Annotated in this window: 17 protein-coding genes; 8 read left to right on the top strand and 9 right to left on the bottom strand. The window is 62.4% G+C overall.

All coding sequences use genetic code 11. From position 1 onward, the window contains the following. Nucleotides 1-29 precede the first annotated feature (29 nt). Nucleotides 30-1,796, bottom strand: coding sequence for a multicopper oxidase domain-containing protein (locus G9U53_RS12875; protein WP_165638749.1), 1,767 nt, complete (start codon nt 1,794-1,796; stop codon nt 30-32). Between the two features lie 272 nt (nt 1,797-2,068). On the opposite strand from G9U53_RS12875, the gene G9U53_RS12870 reads away from it, so the two are divergent. Next, a complete protein-coding gene (locus G9U53_RS12870) occupies nt 2,069-3,373 on the top strand; it encodes an HNH endonuclease signature motif containing protein (protein WP_165638748.1) in 1,305 nt (434 codons plus the stop codon). Nucleotides 3,374-3,448: 75 nt separating this feature from the next. On the opposite strand, the gene G9U53_RS12865 is transcribed toward G9U53_RS12870, so the two are convergent. Beyond that, the gene (locus tag G9U53_RS12865) at nt 3,449-4,381 is read right to left on the bottom strand and encodes an oxygenase MpaB family protein (RefSeq protein WP_165638747.1); all 933 of its coding nucleotides are present in this window, start codon (nt 4,379-4,381) and stop codon (nt 3,449-3,451) included. 1 nt (nt 4,382) lies between these two features. Beyond that, nucleotides 4,383-6,164, bottom strand: coding sequence for an acyl-CoA dehydrogenase (locus G9U53_RS12860; RefSeq protein ID WP_165638746.1), 1,782 nt, complete (start codon nt 6,162-6,164; stop codon nt 4,383-4,385). 158 nt (nt 6,165-6,322) lie between these two features. Here G9U53_RS12860 and G9U53_RS12855 point away from each other — a divergent pair, with 158 nt between their 5' ends. Together G9U53_RS12855 and G9U53_RS12850 are read left to right on the top strand one after the other, a co-directional pair. Beyond that, entirely contained in the window at nt 6,323-6,964 is a 642-nt protein-coding gene (locus tag G9U53_RS12855; protein ID WP_037130914.1) for a TetR/AcrR family transcriptional regulator, read from the top strand. 43 nt (nt 6,965-7,007) lie between these two features. Then, nucleotides 7,008-7,349, top strand: a complete 342-nt coding sequence (locus tag G9U53_RS12850; RefSeq protein WP_003943507.1) for an Imm51 family immunity protein — start codon at nt 7,008-7,010, stop codon at nt 7,347-7,349. Nucleotides 7,350-7,411: 62 nt separating this feature from the next. On the opposite strand, the gene G9U53_RS12845 is transcribed toward G9U53_RS12850, so the two are convergent. The 4 genes from G9U53_RS12845 to G9U53_RS12830 are packed head-to-tail and all read right to left on the bottom strand — an operon-like array spanning nt 7,412 to nt 11,086. Then, on the bottom strand, nt 7,412-8,446 hold the full coding sequence (locus G9U53_RS12845) for an aspartate-semialdehyde dehydrogenase (RefSeq protein ID WP_042447794.1): 1,035 nt from the start codon (nt 8,444-8,446) through the stop codon (nt 7,412-7,414). Nucleotides 8,447-8,452: 6 nt separating this feature from the next. Then, nucleotides 8,453-9,718 carry an aspartate kinase gene (locus G9U53_RS12840; RefSeq protein ID WP_003943494.1) on the bottom strand — a complete coding sequence of 422 codons (1,266 nt, stop codon included), beginning with the start codon at nt 9,716-9,718 and terminating at the stop codon, nt 8,453-8,455. Nucleotides 9,719-9,767: 49 nt separating this feature from the next. Beyond that, complete coding sequence (locus tag G9U53_RS12835; protein ID WP_007731502.1) at nt 9,768-10,721, bottom strand: hypothetical protein; 954 nt, start codon at nt 10,719-10,721, stop codon at nt 9,768-9,770. Continuing rightward, complete coding sequence (locus G9U53_RS12830; RefSeq protein WP_042922809.1) at nt 10,721-11,086, bottom strand: hypothetical protein; 366 nt, start codon at nt 11,084-11,086, stop codon at nt 10,721-10,723. The genes G9U53_RS12835 and G9U53_RS12830 overlap by 1 nt, the downstream gene beginning before the upstream one ends. 270 nt (nt 11,087-11,356) lie before the next feature. Between G9U53_RS12830 and leuA the strand changes: the two genes are divergently transcribed. Next, complete coding sequence (gene leuA / locus G9U53_RS12825) at nt 11,357-13,165, top strand: 2-isopropylmalate synthase (protein WP_003943488.1); 1,809 nt, start codon at nt 11,357-11,359, stop codon at nt 13,163-13,165. Between the two features lie 240 nt (nt 13,166-13,405). Further along, the gene (locus tag G9U53_RS12820; RefSeq protein ID WP_003943489.1) at nt 13,406-13,783 is read left to right on the top strand and encodes a PLDc N-terminal domain-containing protein; all 378 of its coding nucleotides are present in this window, start codon (nt 13,406-13,408) and stop codon (nt 13,781-13,783) included. Nucleotides 13,784-13,945: 162 nt separating this feature from the next. Here G9U53_RS12820 and G9U53_RS12815 read toward each other — a convergent pair whose 3' ends face one another. After that, nucleotides 13,946-14,839: a LysR family transcriptional regulator gene (locus G9U53_RS12815; protein WP_003943476.1), complete on the bottom strand. Its 894-nt coding sequence runs from the start codon at nt 14,837-14,839 to the stop codon at nt 13,946-13,948. An 89-nt stretch (nt 14,840-14,928) separates the two neighbouring features. Here G9U53_RS12815 and G9U53_RS12810 point away from each other — a divergent pair, with 89 nt between their 5' ends. Genes G9U53_RS12810 through G9U53_RS12800 form a run of 3 tightly spaced genes read left to right on the top strand, consistent with a single transcriptional unit; the run spans nt 14,929 to nt 17,855 of the window. Next, nucleotides 14,929-15,870: an EamA family transporter gene (locus G9U53_RS12810; protein ID WP_003943484.1), complete on the top strand. Its 942-nt coding sequence runs from the start codon at nt 14,929-14,931 to the stop codon at nt 15,868-15,870. A gap of 25 nt (nt 15,871-15,895) precedes the next feature. Beyond that, a complete protein-coding gene (locus G9U53_RS12805) occupies nt 15,896-17,149 on the top strand; it encodes a MurT ligase domain-containing protein (RefSeq protein ID WP_003943457.1) in 1,254 nt (417 codons plus the stop codon). Continuing rightward, a complete protein-coding gene (locus G9U53_RS12800) occupies nt 17,142-17,855 on the top strand; it encodes a hypothetical protein (RefSeq protein ID WP_007731510.1) in 714 nt (237 codons plus the stop codon). The genes G9U53_RS12805 and G9U53_RS12800 overlap by 8 nt, the downstream gene beginning before the upstream one ends. Nucleotides 17,856-17,861: 6 nt before the next feature. Here G9U53_RS12800 and G9U53_RS12795 read toward each other — a convergent pair whose 3' ends face one another. Further along, entirely contained in the window at nt 17,862-19,025 is a 1,164-nt protein-coding gene (locus G9U53_RS12795) for a low temperature requirement protein A (RefSeq protein WP_047271595.1), read from the bottom strand. Between the last annotated feature and the right edge of the window lie 28 nt (nt 19,026-19,053).

The raw sequence follows: 19,053 nt of genomic DNA, 5'->3' as shown, positions 1-19,053 counted from the left end.
TCCTCTGGGAACTTTTCTCCCCTTGAAGGCTACGTCACCACCCGATATCGCAACATCATGTCGTGGTCTTCGTGATCGAGCATGTGGCAGTGCCAGACGTACCCCTGCAGGTCCCCCATACCGGCTTCTCCGTGTGCCGAGTGGTCTGCCATGGAACCTCTCGCGAAAGTTGCATCCGGATCGAAGCCCAACTCGTCGGCCGTCGGAAAGCGCACGATCACGCGGGTGATCGAGTTGGCATCCACGATGACAGTGTCCTTCTCCCCCGTTTCCCACACTTCGGGAGGCCGCAGCGAAGAGGTCACAAATTCCTCGGCCGACGGCGTCCACCGGACCCCCAAGTCAGGCACCGGATACCGCTGCATCAGTGCTGCAGTGTCGAGGCTTTGGCGTCCCACAACGCGGAACGCCACCAAGTGCAGATGAATCGGATGTGGTTCCGTGGTGATGTTGATCAGATTCCATTGCTCGACGGCTCCCTGACGTGGCAGTTCGATATCCGAATCGGTGAACCTCAAATTGTTGAGCGACATAGTGATCGACGGGTAATCCGAGGGACGCGACAGCTGCATGATCGTGAGATTTCGCACCACATCCGGGGACGCCGGTTCGGCAGCAACGGAATTCAGCTGCTGCGGGATCGAGCCGGTGAATCCCTTTGCGCTGCCCACGTCGAACCGACAGAAGACCGGCATCACCTGTGTGCCGCGTTGCACCACCGCAAGGGGTACCGGTTCGTCGTTGCGCAATTCCACCGTCGTGCCCGGCTCGAGCATGCTGAAGTCGACCAGCAGATCAGCGCGTTCACCCGGACTCAACCGAACGTGATCCGTCGGCGCCGGGGCGGCCAGTAAACCGCCTTCGGAACCGATCACCCAGAACCGCATACGATTTGCGAAATGCAGATTCCACACCGAATAGGTTGCGGCGTTGAGCAGTCGCAATCGATACAGGCCGCGGGCAACCTCCACTTTCGGCCACACGACGCCGTTCACCACGCCAACGTCACCGGGGGTCGCCGGATCCCATGAACCTTGCGGAGTGAGCCACGTGGAACGGACACTCTGTTGACCGTCGGAGGTGAAGACCTTGTCCTGCAGAATCATCGGAAGCTCGAATTCGCCGGACGGCAAGCCGAGAGAATTCCCGGTGGTGCCTGTATCTGCGTCGTCACGGAGAAAATACATCCCGACCAGCCCGGCGTAGACGTTGAGGCGCGTCATTCCCATGGCGTGATCGTGATACCAAAGATTGCCGGCGGCACGACCATGCGTGTACTCGTGAACCAAACCTTCGCCCGGACGCTGAATCAGCTCCGGATGCCCGTCGAACTGCGGTGCAGTAACTCCTCCGTGCAGGTGAAGCGAGGTGGGGACCTGTGTGCGGTCGAGGTCGCTGACGCCGTGCAGACCCGGATCGACATCCGCGGCAAGCGGATACGCAGAAATGTCATTGGCATATCGGACTGTGACGAGCTGATCGACGTGAGCTTCGATGGTGGGGCCCAGATAATCCATTCCGCCGTAACCCAGCGACGGCGACGACGGTAGGTCCGGATGGAATCGGTGCATCGACGATGCCGCACGAAGCTCCAGGTTGCCACCCGAAATGCCCGGCAGGACAGGAAGGGTCTCCCGAAACGGTTCCAGCCGGGGTGACGGAAGTTGGAACGGGCGCAATGGATCGACATCAGGTGGTCGAGCCGTCGCTGATCCAGCGGACAACGCGCTCAGACCGGCCAGCAGGCCAAGCCCTTGAACAAACGATCGGCGACGGATCTTGTGTGACTCGTCCACTCACGGCCCCCTCACGCTGACGGCATCCGGAGCGGGTTACCCGCGTGCTCGCACGGTCAAACACCGACCACCTTCTCCAACCAAAGCTCGAGAATCGGCGACCTTACCCCACCCCACCGGTCGCCATACTCGACGACCTCCTCCGTCACGACGAAACACGTTTGCGGACAACGGATGCACTCTTGCAGCTTTGCGAGAAGCCGAAGATTCGAATATACCCTTGACTCGAACGCATGTTCGAGTATCCTTTGGGGAGGGGATCGGGGGATTCAATGAGTGTCTTGTTGTCGGACGTGGTGTCGGGTTCTGCGGTGGGGTTACGCGGACGTCTGTGGCAGTTGTCGGCTGCCGAGTTGCGCGCTGCTGCTGTCGAAGCGAGTGCGGAGATTCTTCGTCTCGAAGCTGTGCGTGTGGCGGTGGTGGACGAGTTGTCGTTGCGCCCGGATGATCAGGTGATCGCCAGCCGCGGTGTCGGTTCGTGGTTGGCGGCCAACACCATGCTGCAGGTTCGGGACGGGAAAAAGATCGCCGCGTTAGGTTCAGCGTTGCGGCCGTTTCCGGCGGTGGCTGCTCGGTTCGATGACGGGGATTGCTCGTTCGATCATGCTGTGTTGATCGTGGCGTTCTGCGAGTCACCGCCGAAGGGCATGCCGGAGGAGGCGCTCCCTCGTTGTATCGATTTGTTGCTCGCTGCTGCGTCGGGTGTGGAGGCGACGACGACGAAGGTGCGGAACGTGATCGCGACCTTGGAGCGGTTGTTCGAATCGGATGAGATCCCGCCCGCCGAGGATGTCGATCTCAATGAGTTGCGGATCGCGTCGACATTGAACGGTCGGGTGGTGGTGCGTGGGGATTTCGACGCCCTGACCGGTGAAATGCTGTTGTCGGCGTTGTCGAATCTGACGATGCCGACCCCGGCACCGGACGGGACTCCCGATGCTCGGTCGGCGGCGAAACGCACGGCGGACGGGTTCACGGAACTGATCCGCCGCTATCTGGACTGCGCGAGGACTGGCACCGATGGTGGTCAGCGTCCGCATGTGAATGTGCACATCAATGCTCGGGATCTGGCGGAGCATCGGGACTGCGCCGCAACACCCTCCAAGACTGATGACGGAATGGCCGTATCGGATCTTGATGTCGGGCACATGCCCTGGCTCGGGCCACTGTCGGTGTCGCAGACCAGGCTCCTCGGGTGTGACTGCTTCCTCTCCACCGTTCTGCTCGACAGTCACGGTGCGCCCTTGGATGCGAAACCAGGAAAGAGGTTGGTCACCGCCGAACAACGGACTGCGTTGATTGCCCGCGACAGAGGCTGCGCCTTCCCGGGCTGCACATGCGTGCCCGCCTGGACGGATGCGCACCATATCCGGCACTGGGCCAACGGCGGCCCGACGGTGATGAACAACCTGGTCCTGCTGTGCCGTTCACATCACCGGTTGATGCACCGAAAATCAGGGTTCGTCGGCAAATGGGAAATCCGAATAGGAGTCGACAACAAACCCTGGTTCATCCCGCCACCCTCGATCGACCCGCAGCAGCACCCGCGCCCAGCGAACACCACCTTCAAAACCTGAGAACGAACCTCAGGCACAACAGAACACGGCCCAGCGCCGCATCGGAGGGATCCCCCCCGATGCGTGGCGAACCCGTCAGACGGCCTGCGCAACCTTGGCGGCTCGCGGGAATCGCTCCCGAATCTCCGCTGGCGTGACAACTCTCGGGTCCAGGGGTTGCTCGTCACGCAGGTGGCGCTCCAACACCTTGCCCGTCATCGGCGCAATGACTTTCAGAGCAGTGGTCATGTTCTTCGGTGAACTACCCAACCGGACTGCCGTTCGCACCGCGGGCGCAATTGCTCTGTCCAACAACGCTGGCTGATCGAACCCACCCATGGTTCGCATCCAGCCGGGCAAAGTCGCGATAGTGGCCGGCGCGACCAATCGGCTGAATGTCGCGAACTTCGTCTTCCCCTGCGCTCTCGGTGTTCTCAACAAGTAGTGCATCGCCCGGTTGGCACGCTCGGAGGTACACAATCTGGGCCTGACTTCAGCGAAGTACTCACGTACCTCTTCTCGGGAGCGTGGAACGTCGGAGGTCTTGCATGTCTGTAGTTCGGCAGCGATCACGCATTCTTCCCAGTACCGCTGCTCTTCGACAGCTGAAAGCGGGCCCGGCCCATACATCTCGTAGCACTTGAGCACCGAATGCCAACCCGTCACGTGGATCCAGAGCTGTGACGCCGGATTGTTTGCGCTGTAACGAGTTCCGGTGATCGGTTCAATGCCCGTGGCCTGAGCATGAACTGTCATGAGGTGGTCGGACAAGGCCAATGCCGTCCGCCCGTCGGCAGTGGCGACGGTCAGGAAGTACGCCAAGGTTCGGTCGAGTCGCCCGGCCGGATCGCTGTAAATCCCGCTCATGTCTGCCACTGCGGCAGCCAAGAAGGGGTCGAAGTGCTCGAGCACCACCGACCGCTGGAACCCGATCAGCGCTGTCGGCGCGGCCCAGATCTTCCAACTGGGTGATCCTGGGCCGAAGAAGCCGTAATCCTCACGCGGTCGATTCATCATCAGTTCAGACATTTCATTCCTCCCCGTTCGTTGAGCCTGCACCGTTCATTTCGTAGGCACCAGACAAGGCGACTACTTGCTGCCAGACGTACTCGAATCGCTCCGCCGCGAACGTGGGGCGCCGGATAGATGCCAGTGCCAACCGTTGCTGATCTTCACTGGCGCTGGGTTTTCCGTACAACTCCACCGCTGCAGCACTGAAGTCGCGGACCAGGACATCGAAGATCTGATCCAGCACCCCACCGCTCCGCTGTCCCTCGTCCAATCCCAAGATCTCGGCTTGTTCGAGGATCAACTGGCCGTAGACGACGAGGGTGAAGAGTTCGGTGATCGCAAGGCCGAAGTCCAAGTCGACCTGCTGCGCCGCATCCGGTGCAGCTTCGGCTAGAAGGGTCACGAGCGCTTCTGCCTGGTCCACGAACAGTGCAACGTTGGGAACATCCGCAAACTTCGCGTACACCGCTCGCCAGTCGTCGAATCGAACTTTCGACAACCCCCGTGCCGGACCCTGACGGAACAGGAACTCGTCGTCGGCTGCGTCGTTGCGCGTCGGAATCGCCGGAAATGACTCGGGGGCAAAGAGGTACGCCGGCATGAACTTGGCGATCAGGGCGAGATTGACGGCGACGGTCCCCTCGAGCTTGGGCAGCCCGTCGACATCCATCTTGGCCACCGCGAGGTAGCTGTCCTTCTCGAAGCCCTTTGCCGCAGCGATGTCGGAGAGCAGTCCGATCACCTTCTGTGCCTCGGTTGTCACCTTCATCTTGGTGACGGGATTGAACAAGAGGTAGCGGCGGTCCTCGGGCGATGCGGTGCGGAAGTAGTCCACCGCACGATCCGAGAAGAGCCTCATCGCCAGCAGGCGCGCGTACGCGTCGACGAATTCACGTCGTACGTGTGGGAACGCCGTGACGGGATTGCCGAACAGGATTCGATTGTGCGCGTGGGTAATCGTCTCGTACAAGGTATGAGTCGACATACCGATTCCGCCGAAGCACAGGTTGAACTTTCCGATGTTCACGGTGTTGAGTGCGGCACTGAATGCTGCCTCGCCGGTATGCAGGATATCCTCTGCCGCAACGGGATAGTCGACGAGTGAGAACTCCGCTACGTACATCTGGGCCGGAACGATGTTCTTCACCACGGTGAATGCCGGATGGTCCGAGTCGGCGTAAAAGAAGACGTACTGATCAGTGCCCTCCACTCCGTCGACACGGCCGAAGACAGAGACCGTGTTGGCGCAGTTGCCATTTCCGATGTAGTACTTCGAACCGCTGGCCAGGTACCCGCCGCTGCCGTTGGGCGTCAAGACCATGTCCGTGGAGTAGACGTCCGCGCCATGCTCTTTCTCGGACAGTCCGAATGCCGCAACGCCTCCGGAAGCCAAAGCGGAAGCTGCTCGCGCCCTTGCCGTCTCGTTGTCGCTCTGCCACACCGGCCCGAGACCGAGGATGGTCACCTGCCACGGGTACCAGTAGTTGAGTCCGTAGAAGCCGAGGATCTCGGACAGCGCGGCGATACGACTGGTATCCCAGCGCTTGTCAGAGTCGCCACCACTGTCGCGGGCGGGCGTCAGAAATGTGGCGAACAGACCTTCCTTCGCCGCGAAATCGAGGAAATCGGAGTAGAAGATCTTGTCGTGATAGTCGGCCAGGAGTCGGTTCTTTCCACGCGCCTCGAACCAGTCGACGGTCGCGCCCAGCAGTCTCCGCGTGGTCGCGTCGAACTCCGGCCGATCGTACGTGGAGGGATGGAGCAGCAGATCATTCGGCACTAAAGAGGTCGACGCTGTCATAGCGGTTGTTCTCCTCGAGATCTCGGCAGAGGCGCCTCACTGAGCACCATTCGAATACAACGCCACCGTAACAATTGCAGACGATGAATACAACGGTTGCGTATTATTCACGAAGAAGTGGCAGGCAGATTAGGGTGAGAGCGGAGGTGATGCACACGATGACCAGGTCACAAGCTGACGCAACGGATACACCGCGGCGCAAGTACGCCCCTCGCATGGCGCCGGAGCAACGTCGCGAGCAGCTCCTCGACGCAGCATTCGAGGTCACCGGCCGCGTTGGCCTGCACAACCTCAGCATGGAATCCGTCGCTGCCGAAGCCGGTGTCGGCAAGCCCGTCCTCTACACGATTTTCGATACCAGGACCGATCTCGTCGCTGCACTGCTGCGCCGCGAGCACGAGCGAGCCATCGCTCAGGTGCTCGAAACCATGCCGACAGATCTGAGCGAACTCGGCCCAGCGGCGTCGTACACCGGGACCGTCGGCGCCTTCGTCGACGCCGTACTGGAGAACCCGACGCGCTGGCGCCTGATTCTGACGTCTGTCGAGAACGCCCCCAGCGAGTATCACGGCTTGTTGAAGCTCTCTCGCGGAGCTGTCTTCGCCCGCGCCGAAGAACTGGCCCGCGCCGGGATTGCCCTCGAGTCGAAGCTCGAAGGCCTTGATCCGGTTCTCCTCGCACACACCATGATGTCGTTCGCCGAAATGCTCGGACGACTGGCCGTCAGTGATCCCGAAACCTATACCCGAGAACGACTTTCCAGTTTTGCCGTGGCTCTCGCACAATCGGTCGGGCGTTAGCGGCCGACTGAAACCTGTCGGTCGGATCTGCTTCAATACACGCATGACATCACCATCGATCGAACCGCTACAGCTTTTCGAAACGTCTCCGGGCAACTGGTCACTGATGCTCACCGACCAGCATTTCGGCAAGGTGGCATCGATATTCGAGCAGGTAGAGGGTTTCGAAGGCTCCGGTTACGACTGGGCGTCGGTCGCCCACGCAGTGGTAGGCCGCGATGCACCGCATCTGGAGGGCCGCTTCGGCACCGATCCCGAAGCGGGCATGTTTGTTGCGTACGGCAGCGACAACGGAGCTCTCGGTGAGCTCGGAGCGCTACTCGCCAAAGCGTATTCGGATGCCGAGTACCTCGGTGGCCTGGTCGCCATTTCCGAACTCGACTAGAGCGCCTGTCGAAACGACACCGGCCCCACACCTAGGTGCGGGGCCGGTACCGAACGAAAGATCTAGCCGACCAACAGCTCGGCAATCTGAATCGTGTTGAGCGCGGCACCCTTACGCAGGTTGTCGCCCGAAACGAAGAGCGCGAGTCCGCGTCCCTCCGGGACACCCGGATCCTGACGGATACGACCGACCAGCGACGCGTTGCCACCGGCAGCGGCCAGCGGCGTCGGAACCTCGACCAGCTCGACGCCCGGAGCGTCGGCGAGGATCTCCTTGGCGCGAGCAACCGAGAGCGGGTTGGCGAACTCTGCGTTGATCGCGAGCGAGTGCCCGGTCACGACGGGAACGCGCACGCACGTACCCGAAACCAACAGATCGGGAAGTCCGAGGATCTTGCGGCTCTCGTTGCGGAGCTTCTGATCCTCGTCGGTCTCGCCGCTTCCGTCGTCGACCAGCGAACCTGCGAGAGGCAGGACGTTGAACGCGATGGGGGCGACGTAGTTGTTCGGGGCCGGGAAGTCGACGGCACTGCCGTCGTGAACCAGCTTCTCCGCGTCTCCGACTACGGCGCGCACCTGGCCGAGGAGTTCCTCGACGCCGGCGATGCCGCTACCGGACACGGCCTGGTAGCTGGAGACGATCAGACGCTGCAGACCGGCTTCGTCGTGCAGAACCTTCAGCACCGGCATCGCTGCCATGGTGGTGCAGTTGGGGTTCGCAATAATGCCCTTGACCAGGTTCTTCGTGTCCTGCGGGTTGACCTCGCTGACCACGAGGGGAACCTCGGGATCCTTGCGCCATGCCGAAGAGTTGTCGACAACGGTCGCGCCGGCAGCAGCGAAGCGAGGAGCCTGGGCGCGCGAGAGCGTCGCACCGGCTGAGAACAGGGCGATGTCGATGCCCTTCAGGTCCTCATCCGATGTGGCGGCCGCATCCTCGACGATGATCTCTTCGCCGCGGAAGGGCAGCTTCTTACCGGCGGAGCGTGCAGATGCGAAGAACCGCACCTTGTCCGCGGGGAAGTTCCGCTCTTCGAGCAAAGTGCGCATGACGATGCCGACCTGACCGGTCGCACCGACAACAGCGATAGTCGTCATGAGAAATTACCGTCCCGTTCCAGCGTGTACTACTGCTTCTTCTTCGCCACCGAGCCCGAAAGCGTCGTGGATGACACGTACAGCGTCGTCCAATTCGGTGTCCTTGACCAGCACTGAGATGCGGATCTCAGAGGTCGAGATGAGGTCGATGTTGATGTCTGCCTTGGCCAGCGCCTCGCAGAACGTGGCGGTGACGCCCGGGTGGCTCCGCATTCCGGCGCCGACCAGGGAAACCTTGCCGATGTGGTCGTCGAACAAGATCTGCGTGAAGCCGATGTCTTCCTGACGCTTGGTCAGGATCTCGACGGCGCGGGGGCCGTCGGCCGTCGGAAGCGTGAAGGTGATGTCCGTCTTGTTTGTCTCCACCTTGGAGATGTTCTGCAGCACCATGTCGATGTTGATCTCGGCATCGGAGACTGCGCGGAACACCTTGGCAGCGTGTCCCGGTGTGTCCGGCAATCCGACAACGGTGATCTTGGCTTCGCCGCGATCGTGCGCGACTCCGGTGATCAGGGCCTCTTCCACAGGAATGTCCTCCATCGATCCGGACACGATTGTTCCGGGCTTGGTGGTGTATGACGAACGGACGTGCACAGGCACGTTGTAACGACGGGCGTACTCGACGCACCGGAGCATGAGCACCTTGGCACCACACGCTGCGAGTTCGAGCATTTCCTCGAAGGAAACCGTCTCGAGGCGGTGAGCGTCGGGGACGATGCGCGGATCGGCGGAGAAAACGCCGTCGACGTCGGTGTAGATCTCGCAGACGTCGGCGTTGAGTGCAGCTGCCAACGCCACGGCAGTGGTGTCCGAGCCACCGCGTCCGAGCGTCGTGATGTCCTTGCTGTCCTGGCTGACGCCTTGGAATCCGGCGACCAGAACGATCGAGCCTTCGTCCAGCGCAGTGCGAACACGGCCCGGCGTGACGTCGATGATCTTGGCGTTTCCGTGGCTGCCGGTCGTGATGACTCCGGCTTGTGAGCCCGAGAACGAACGAGCTTCGGCGCCGAGGGAGTGAATTGCCATCGCTACCAAGGAGTTGGAGATGCGCTCACCCGAGGTCAGCAGCATGTCCATTTCACGGGCCGGCGGGGAAGGGCACACCTGCTGAGCCAGATCGAGCAGCTCATCGGTGGTATCGCCCATCGCTGACACCACGACGACGACATCATTGCCGGCCTTCTTGGTCTCGACGATCCGTTCAGCGACTCGTCGGATGCGCTCGGCGGTTGCCACCGAGGATCCGCCGTACTTCTGGACGACGAGAGCCACGCGTTTCTACCTCCAGGTCGAAATTGTTTACAGATACCAGAGGTCGAGCTTACCGAGGTGGTCCTGGGACTTCCCGATGCGTACTGCTGTTCGCCTCAGATCCGCGCGGGATCAGTTGCGAGATCCGCGATCGCATCAACGTCGCAGAACGCGAGCCACCGGCAACGTAACCGACCACCGTGACGGCAACTCCGCAGGCGAGAAGCACGCGGATACTGCTGACCAGCGAAACTGCCAGCGCGTCGTACACCGCGACTGCCGCCTCAGATGACGGTATGTCTGAATTCTGTAAATAGACCCGCCGCACGACGGCCAGCGCCACCAACAGGGCGATCATCGCCACCGCCGTCGCCAGCCCGACCAGGGACAGTGCGCGCATTCTCCTCGGCGCAACTGCGACGGCCGCGATCGCACAGGCCAGCGACACCCACGGCAGCCAGGCCGCTGCCCGGTCGAGAGTGTTCGAGAGGTCCTGGGCCCGCACCAGCTCGTCGGATTGCAGGATCTCGAACTGCGGATCGAACGTCGGAAGACGATCGACGACGGTGAATCCGCGATCGCGGAGGTTCGTCCGCAGTTCTGTCATGATCGGCTCGAGGGACAAGGTGACTGTTCCGCTGTCGTCGGACCGAACGATGCCGTCGGTGGCTCTGCCGGTCACCATCGCAGCAAGTTGCGCGTGCGCCTGACGGTTGGCCGCGGTCCAGAGCGTCGCGAACTGGTCGCTGGAGACCAACGACTGAGCCGCCTCCCGAACAAGTTTCTCGGCTTGTCTCGTCACCACCTGCGGAAACCGGTCCAACCGCTGCGTCAGTTCCTCGGTCAGCCGATCAACGACAGCCGCTTGGACAGCAGGTTCGGAAGCCAACGGGGCAACCGTCTCGACGTAACTGTCGGTGTCGTTCACCTGGGTGTGGACGAACAGCGCGAGCACCGAGCCGGCAGCACCGAGACCAGCGAGAACGATCAGCAGTGAACAGACGATCCAGCGGATCGAGCGCATCACGTGTGCTTGGCGCGCGCCGGTCGAATCTTCGCGGTGATGTGGTGAATGCGGTGATCGTCAGCGGGTATCCGGAAGGTCTCGGTAACCCGAACGGTCATCAGGTTCCGCCCGAACAACCCGGCGTCGAGGAGGTAGTCAGCCGTCAGGTCGTCCCCGTCGACCGTCCACTCCACCTCACGAATGTCGCGGATCACGCGATACTGAGGACCTCCGGAAAGGCTGCGCCGCAAATGATTCCCCGAAAATCCGGTCTTGAGCCCGACCTCGTGGCGTACCGCGTCCGGAGCCAGCGGTACGGAACTGCCATCGTGACTGCGGAGCGCGTCGAGGTACGTCCTCGCCACGGCGATTCGGGGATCCATGGACGACAGTCCACCATTTTCGGGGCCGAAACGGCAGCACAATTCGGCGACAAATTGGACATGAGGGCGAACCCCACCGATTTCTCGCGAAATCCAGGAGTAGAGTGCTGTGCATGCAGCGCGCACTCCTTCTTGGTTGCCGCGACGGGGTCTGATCCAGACTGGCCTCCCGCCGCGGGGTTTTTGTGCGCCGGTCGACCAAGCCTTCCGGACTCATGGTCTTGACCAACAGGTCAACAGGCCGGGTCCACAATCCTGGAGATCACACCCATGTCCCCCGCTGACGCATTCACCACCGGCACTCGCACCATCACCCCGCCCACGAAGCCGGCACCGTCCGACCAGCCTGCGTGGAACACGCAGAAGAACTCGTCGATGCCGACGTTCCGCTACCGCCCGTTCGCCGAAGAGGTCGAGACGGTCACGCTGCCCGACCGCACCTGGCCGGACAAGATCATCGACCGAGCACCCCAGTGGTGTGCCGTTGACCTGCGCGACGGCAACCAGGCGCTGATCGATCCGATGAGCCCGGCGCGCAAGCGTCGTATGTTCGATCTCCTGGTTCGTATGGGCTACAAGGAGATCGAGGTCGGCTTCCCGTCCGCGAGCCAGACGGACTTCGATTTCGTTCGCGAGATCATCGAGGACGGCGCCATCCCGTCCGACGTCACCATCCAGGTGCTGACGCAGTCGCGTCCCGAGCTGATCAAGCGCACGTTCGAGGCCTGTGAAGGTGCCGAGAACGCGATCGTGCACTTCTACAACTCCACCTCGATTCTGCAGCGCCGCGTCGTGTTCCGCGCCGACAAGGACACGATCAAGAAGATCGCCACCGACGCCGCCGAACTGGTCCTCGCCGAGTCGAAGAAGTACCCGGACACGAACTGGCGCTGGGAATACTCGCCCGAGTCCTACACCGGCACCGAGCTCGAGTACGCCAAGGAAGTATGTGACGCCGTCACCGAAACCCTGGGTGCGACGCCGGCCAACCCGGTCATCCTGAACCTGCCCGCCACCGTCGAGATGGCTACACCCAACGTGTATGCCGACTCCATCGAGTGGATGCACCGCAACCTGGCCCGCCGCGATTCGGTCATCCTGTCGCTGCACCCCCACAACGACCGCGGCACGGGTGTCGCTGCAGCCGAGCTGGGCTACCAGGCCGGCGCGGACCGCATCGAAGGCTGCCTGTTCGGCAACGGTGAGCGCACCGGCAACGTCTGCCTGGTCACTCTCGCTCTGAACATGTTCACGCGCGGCGTCGACCCGCAGATCGATTTCTCGAACATCGACGAGATCCGTCGCACGGTCGAGTACTGCAACCAGCTGCCCGTCCACGAGCGTCATCCGTACGGCGGCGACCTGGTCTACACCGCGTTCTCCGGCAGCCACCAGGACGCGATCAACAAGGGCCTCGACGCCATGAAGGTCGACGCCGACAGCCAGAACTCCGACGTCGACGACATTCTCTGGCAGGTCCCCTACCTGCCGATCGACCCGAAGGACGTCGGCCGCAGCTACGAGGCCGTCATCCGTGTGAACTCGCAGTCCGGCAAGGGCGGCGTCGCATACATCATGAAGGCCGATCACGGTCTGGTGCTGCCGCGTCGTCTGCAGGTCGAGTTCTCGCAGTCGGTCCAGAAGATCACCGACGGCGAGGGCGGCGAGGTCTCGCCGAAGGAAATGTGGGACGTCTTCCACGAGGAGTACCTCGCTCCCATCACCCCGCTCGAGCGCATGAAGCAGAAGGTCACCGCGTCCGAGGAGGACGGCGGCACCGATGCGATCACCGCAATCGTCAAGGTGAACGGCAAGGAGCAGGAGATCTCGGGAACCGGCAACGGCCCGCTCGCTGCCTTCGTCGACGCGCTGGGAAGCATCAACTTCGACGTTCGTGTCCTCGACTACTCCGAGCACGCGATGTCCGCCGGTGACGACGCCCAGGCCGCGGCCTACGTCGAGTGCGCCGTGACGGGCCCGGAGGGTCAGAGCACCGTCGTCTGGGGTGTGGGTATCGCCACGTCGATCACGACGGCCTCGCTGCGCGCTGTGGTCTCGGCAGTGAACCGCGCCAGCTGACACTCAGCTCCTGACTCGTGAACAATCCCTGGTCTCACCCGATTTTCGGGTGGGGCCAGGGTCGTTTTCAGAGCACTGAAGATTTTCGGTCGATGTTTTCGATTCGGCATGACATTGGTCCCGAAAGAGTCGGTTAGCGAAGTTAACAAAAAGAATTCACCCATCGAGGATGATGCAGACGCCACGTGCGCGTGAGATAGTCAGCTCAGACAAATCCGACTTGTGAAATGGAGCTCGACAATGGATTCCTTTTGGGACTTCCTCTGGCTGATCATCATCAGCTTCGCGTTCATCGCGTACTTGATCCTGCTCTTCTCGATCATCACCGACCTGTTCCGCGATCACAAGACCTCCGGCTGGGTGAAGGCAATCTGGATCGTCTTCCTGTTCTTCATTCCGCTGCTCACCTCGCTCGTCTACCTGATCGTTCGCAGTGACGGAATGGCACAGCGGTCCCTCGAGGCTGCGCAGCAGGTCAAGAACGCACAGGACAGCTACATCCGTGAGGTTGCCGGAAAGTCCCCGGCCGAATCCATCGCAGATGCAAAGGCACTTCTCGACGCCGGCACCATCAGTGAAGAAGAATTCGCAGCACTGAAGGCCAAGGCTCTCGCCTGATACCGGCCCTCACTAAGCGACCCTCACTAAACCGTGAGGATTGCACTACCGAAACGGGAGCGACACTAATCGTGTCGCTCCCGTTTTGTGTTCATTCACCAACAGCTGCTCATTCACCGACAGCCGTTCATTCACCAACGGCCCTTCATTCACCGACAGCCTTCATTCACCGACAGCACGCGCGACGTCACGAAAGGCGTCGAGCACGACTCCGATAGCCGGACTGCGGTTGGCGTGTAACCGAGTTGCCAATTCATAAACTCGTGCAGCGCGCACTCCCGCCACCGGTTTCCTCGAAACTCCGGGATGCGTGATCGCGTATCGCGGCATCAAAGCCACGCCGTGGCCCGCCGCCACCAGTTCTTCGATGACGCGGAAATCGTTTATCCGATGAGCGACGCGAGGCTGGACGCCGGTTACCGACGCAACCGACAGCAGAACGTCGTCGACCGGAAACCCGCCGCGCACGCTTATCCAGTTCTCGTCGGCCAATTGTTCCAGCCGGACCGAATCCTGCTCGGCGAGTGGATGATCAGGCCGCAGCACCAGATCGATCGGTTCACGCATCAGCGGTTGCACGCTTACCCGGGGAAACGACGTCTCGGCTCCGCGTTCGTCACGGTGAGTGAGGATCACATCGTGATCGGCCAACAGCCCAGGGACGGCGGACGCCGGTTTGTCGACGTCGTAGGCGTCGATGTCCACGTCCGAGTTCTTCAGCGCCGTCAGGACACCGGGCAGCAGGAGCGCCGCGCCGGAGGGAAAGAACGCGACTCGCACCTTTCCCCGCGGCGAGCCTCGGTACGACGCCATCTCGTCCGCCGCCCGGTCTAGCGCCGCCACCACGTCGTCGGCGCGAAGCACCAGCGCTCGACCCGCGTCGGTGAGGCGCAGCGTGCGCCCGTCCGGTTCGAGGAGCGAGACCCCCGCTTCTCGTCCGAGGATCTTGAGTTGTTGCGAGACGGCGGACGGCGTCATCGAGAGGGCGAGAGCAGTAGCGCCGACGGTTCCTCGGTCGGCGAGCTCGCGGAGGATTCGCAAGCGCGTGGCATCCATACGGTGACGAATATCCATGTAGCAAAACTACATGGATAGTGCATCTATATTCGCTTGTTCTGATGCTTCGTAAGGCTCACGATTAACGCATGACTCCCCGCGACCGTCTCCTCGGCCTGACCGTGATCGTCTTGTGGGGTCTGAACTTCCTGGCCATTCGCGTCGGCCTGGATCATTTCCCGCCGTTCTTCTTCGCAGCGCTGCGGTTTCTGATCATCGCGATTCCGGTGGTCATCTTCGTGCCGCGTCCACAGGTGCCGCTCCGCTGGCTGCTGCTCTACGGATTCGGTTTCGGATTCGGCCAGTTCGTCTTCCTCTTCTGGGCGATGCATTCGGGGATGCCGACGGGCCTTGCATCACTTGTCCTGCAGTCGTCAGCACCGTTCACCGTCCTACTCGGCGCTTTCCTGCTCCGCGAGAAGCTCAGCGTCTGGCAAGTCTCCGGTATCGCCGTCGCCGTTGGCGGGATGTCCTTGATCGGCTGGGACCGCTCGCACCACGCGGCACTGCTGCCCGTCGTCCTCACACTCCTCGGCGGCCTGTCCTGGGCGTTCGGCAATCTCGGCAGCCGCTTGGCTGCGGCAAACACCGTCGGCGAGCCTGCACCGATGCGCTTGATGTTGTGGATGTGTGTCATCCCGCCGTTACCGATGCTCGCACTGTCAGCCGTGGTCGAAGGCCCCACAGTCGGCTGGCACGCACTCGGCACCGCATTCAGCGCCGACGCCTGGCCGTCGCTGGTCGGACTGGCCTACATCATTCTGCTCGGCACCATCGCCGGATCCGGGCTCTGGACGATGCTCATGGGCCGCTATCCCGCCGGCATGGTGGCGCCGCTCTCCTTGCTGGTGCCAGTCGTGGGAATCGGCGCGTCCTGGCTGTTCCTGCACGAGGATCCGAGCCCGTTGTCACTGGTCGGGGCGGTCATCGTGATCGCCGGAGCGAGCGCCGCACAGATGAGGCGTAAGCCCGCGAACACTGTTTTCTCGGACACACCTGCAGCCTCACCACCGGCGCGACTCGGCGTCTGACGACGCCCTGTGCCAAACTCGGGCCGTGGGAACTGGACTATCGATCACAGCGCGCGGAAAGCTCGCCATGCGAGCTGCCGCAGCAGCATCTTGGGCATCGCAGAAGGCCGGTCGCGGCAAGGGTTCGATGATCGGCGGGCTGATCGCCCTCAAGATCGACCCGACGCTCATGACTCAGCTCGGACGCGGCAAGCGCACCGTCGTGGTCACCGGCACCAACGGCAAGTCGACGACCACGCGTATGACCGCCGCAGCGCTCGCGACACTCGGTGACGTCGCCACGCAGGCCGACGGCGCCAACATGGATGCCGGGATCGTGGCCGCCCTGGCCGCGCGTACCGATGCGACGCTGGCGGCACTCGAGGTCGACGAACTGCACGTCCCCCACGTAGCCGACGCCGTGAACCCGGAAGTGATCGTGCTGCTCAACCTCAGCCGCGATCAACTCGACCGGGTCGGCGAGATCAACATGATCGAACGGAAACTGCGCGCGTGCGTCAACGCGCATCCGAATGCGGTGATCGTCGCCAACTGCGACGACGTACTGGTCACCTCCGTGGCATACGACGCCACCAACGTCGTGTGGGTTGCTGCCGGCGGCGGTTGGGCCGGCGATTCCGTCAGCTGCCCGCGCACCGGCGAACCCATCGTGTGGGAGGGAAAGCACTGGCGCAGTACCGGTTCCGACTTCGCGCGGCCCGAGCCGACCTGGTGGCTCGACGACGACAATCTCTACGGCCCCGACGGCCTGAAGATTCCGATGACGTTGACCCTCCCAGGAAAAGCCAACCGCGGCAACGCAGCTCAGGCCGTAGCGGCTGCAGCGGCTTTGGGTGCAGATCCGGTCGGGGCAGTTGCCGCCGCATCGACGGTTCAAGAAGTCGCGGGTCGATACAGCACCGTCGAGGTCGGACCGCACTCCGTTCACATGCTGCTCGCGAAGAATCCCGCCGGCTGGCAGGAAGCGCTGTCGATGATCGATCCCACGGTGGACGGTCTGGTCATCGCGGTGAACGGTCAGGTGCCGGACGGCGAGGACCTCTCCTGGCTGTGGGACGTGAAGTTCGAGCACTTCGAAGGTGTCAAGGTAGTGGCCGCCGGTGAACGCGGAACAGATCTGGCAGTTCGCCTCACGTACGCGGGCGTCGAGCACACTCTCGACCCGGACCCGTTGCGCGCCATCGCTTCCTGCCCTCCCGGACGTGTGGAGGTACTGGCGAACTACACAGCCTTCCGTGACCTCAACACTGCCATCGCGAAGGAGTCTCGCAATGTCTGACTCGACAGTTCGCATCGGTCTGGTACTCCCCGACGTCATGGGCACCTACGGCGACGGCGGCAATGCCCTGATCCTGCGTCAGCGTCTGCGGATGCGCGGCTACGACGCCGAAATCGTGGACATCACCCTCAGCGATCCGGTCCCCGATTCGCTCGACGTGTACACGTTGGGTGGCGCCGAGGATTCCGCTCAGCGCCTCGCAACGCGTCACCTCGCGAAATACCCTGGTCTGCAACGCGCCGCAGAGCGTGGCGCACCGGTTCTGGCGATCTGCGCTGCCATTCAGGTGCTCGGCAACTGGTACGAAACCTCCAGCGGCGAACGCGTCGACGGTGTCTCGATGCTCGACGTCACAACCTCGCCGCAGGAGAAGCGTTCCATCGGCGAAGTCATCACGAAGCCGCTGATCGACGGACTCACCGCGCCCCTCTCAGGTTTCGAGAATCACCGCGGCGGAACAACTCTGGGTAGCTCAGCCTCTGGATTCGCACGTGTCACCCATGGTGTCGGAAACGGCGTCGGCGACGGATTCGAAGGCGTCGTGCAGGGTTCGGTGATCGGGACGTACATGCACGGACCCGCTTTGGCTCGCAACCCCGAACTCGCGGACCTCCTGCTCATGCGCGCCTTGGGTGTGAACGAGCTTGAACCCCTGCATCTGCCCGAGGTCGACAAGCTCCGCAAGGAGCGACTCGCGATTCGCTGACCCGGTTCAGACGGTTTCGGATTTGCCCTCGGTCAGAATCAGTTCCACGGCCAACAGCGCGGCGCAGGCCAGTCCCGCGACCAGTTCGGGCACCGCGGTGTAGGTACCACCGAGCACGACGACTATCGCGACCGAGAACGGCACGAGGGTGCGTACCGAGGAGTCGTGTAGTCGAATGTGGATGAACCACAAGGCGGCAAGGATGACCGCGACCGGAACGGTGACGGCAGCACCCGTCACCAACGCGCTGCCGTCACCGTGATGAGTCCAGAAGTCGACGCGCGAGGCCAACCCCGCACCGATGGCGGCAGCGGCGGCGAAGATGAAGTAGTGACCGAACCCCCAGACGAAGGGTGAGACGTTGTCACCGCCGATCACTTCGCCTGCATTGCGTTGGAAGTACAACCACCACAGGCTGAAGACAATCAGAATGCCGCCGATCACGACGTAGGTGACCTGCGCTGCCGGATGCTCACCGTCGACCGCGTCCTGAATCGCGATGGTGGTCGAAAGGATCGTCTCGCCCAGAACGATGATGAAGAACAACGAGTACCGCTCCGCGATGTGATGCGGGTGCCACGGCGTCATGCCCGGCTTCTCCGACCAGATCGGTACCGCGAATTCGCACAGAACCAACACCAGGAACGTCGGGACGTAAACGGCGGACGGCACGAAGTAGAAACCGATCCAACCGATCTGGACCAACACGATTCCGAGAGCGTATCGACGCGCCGTGAGCGCATGCTCGGGGTCGTTCCGCGAGACCCTGAGCCATTGGATGACCAGTGCTATTCGCATGATGACGTAGCCGACGATGATCAGCAGGGCGTCGTCGTTGAAGAAGCGGACGATGCCGGCTGCAAGGACCAGCGATCCGAGGATCTGGAAGATGGTCAGCAGCCGGGCGATTCCGTCGTCGTTGTCGTACGCCGAGGTGAACCACGTGAAATTCAGCCACGTCCACCAGATCGCGAAAAACGCCATCGCGAAGTGCCCGACGCCCGAAGCCGCGTGCCCTTCGCTGATCGCGTGGTGCAGGCCGGTGGCCGCTTGAGCGACCGCCACGACGAAGCAGAGGTCGGTGAGCAGTTCGAGCGGCGTCGCCACCCGGTGCGGCTCGTGCGGGTCCCGCGGAACCAACGGCCTGATGAACGAACTGGTGCGATTCACGAAGGGCAGAGCAGCGCGATGATTGCCG

The sequence above is a fragment of the Rhodococcus sp. D-46 genome, from assembly GCF_011290655.1.
Taxonomy (GTDB): Bacteria; Actinomycetota; Actinomycetes; order Mycobacteriales; family Mycobacteriaceae; genus Rhodococcus_F; species Rhodococcus_F qingshengii.
Note: the sequence above shows the minus strand (reverse complement) of the source record. Positions and strands in the feature narration are given on the sequence as shown.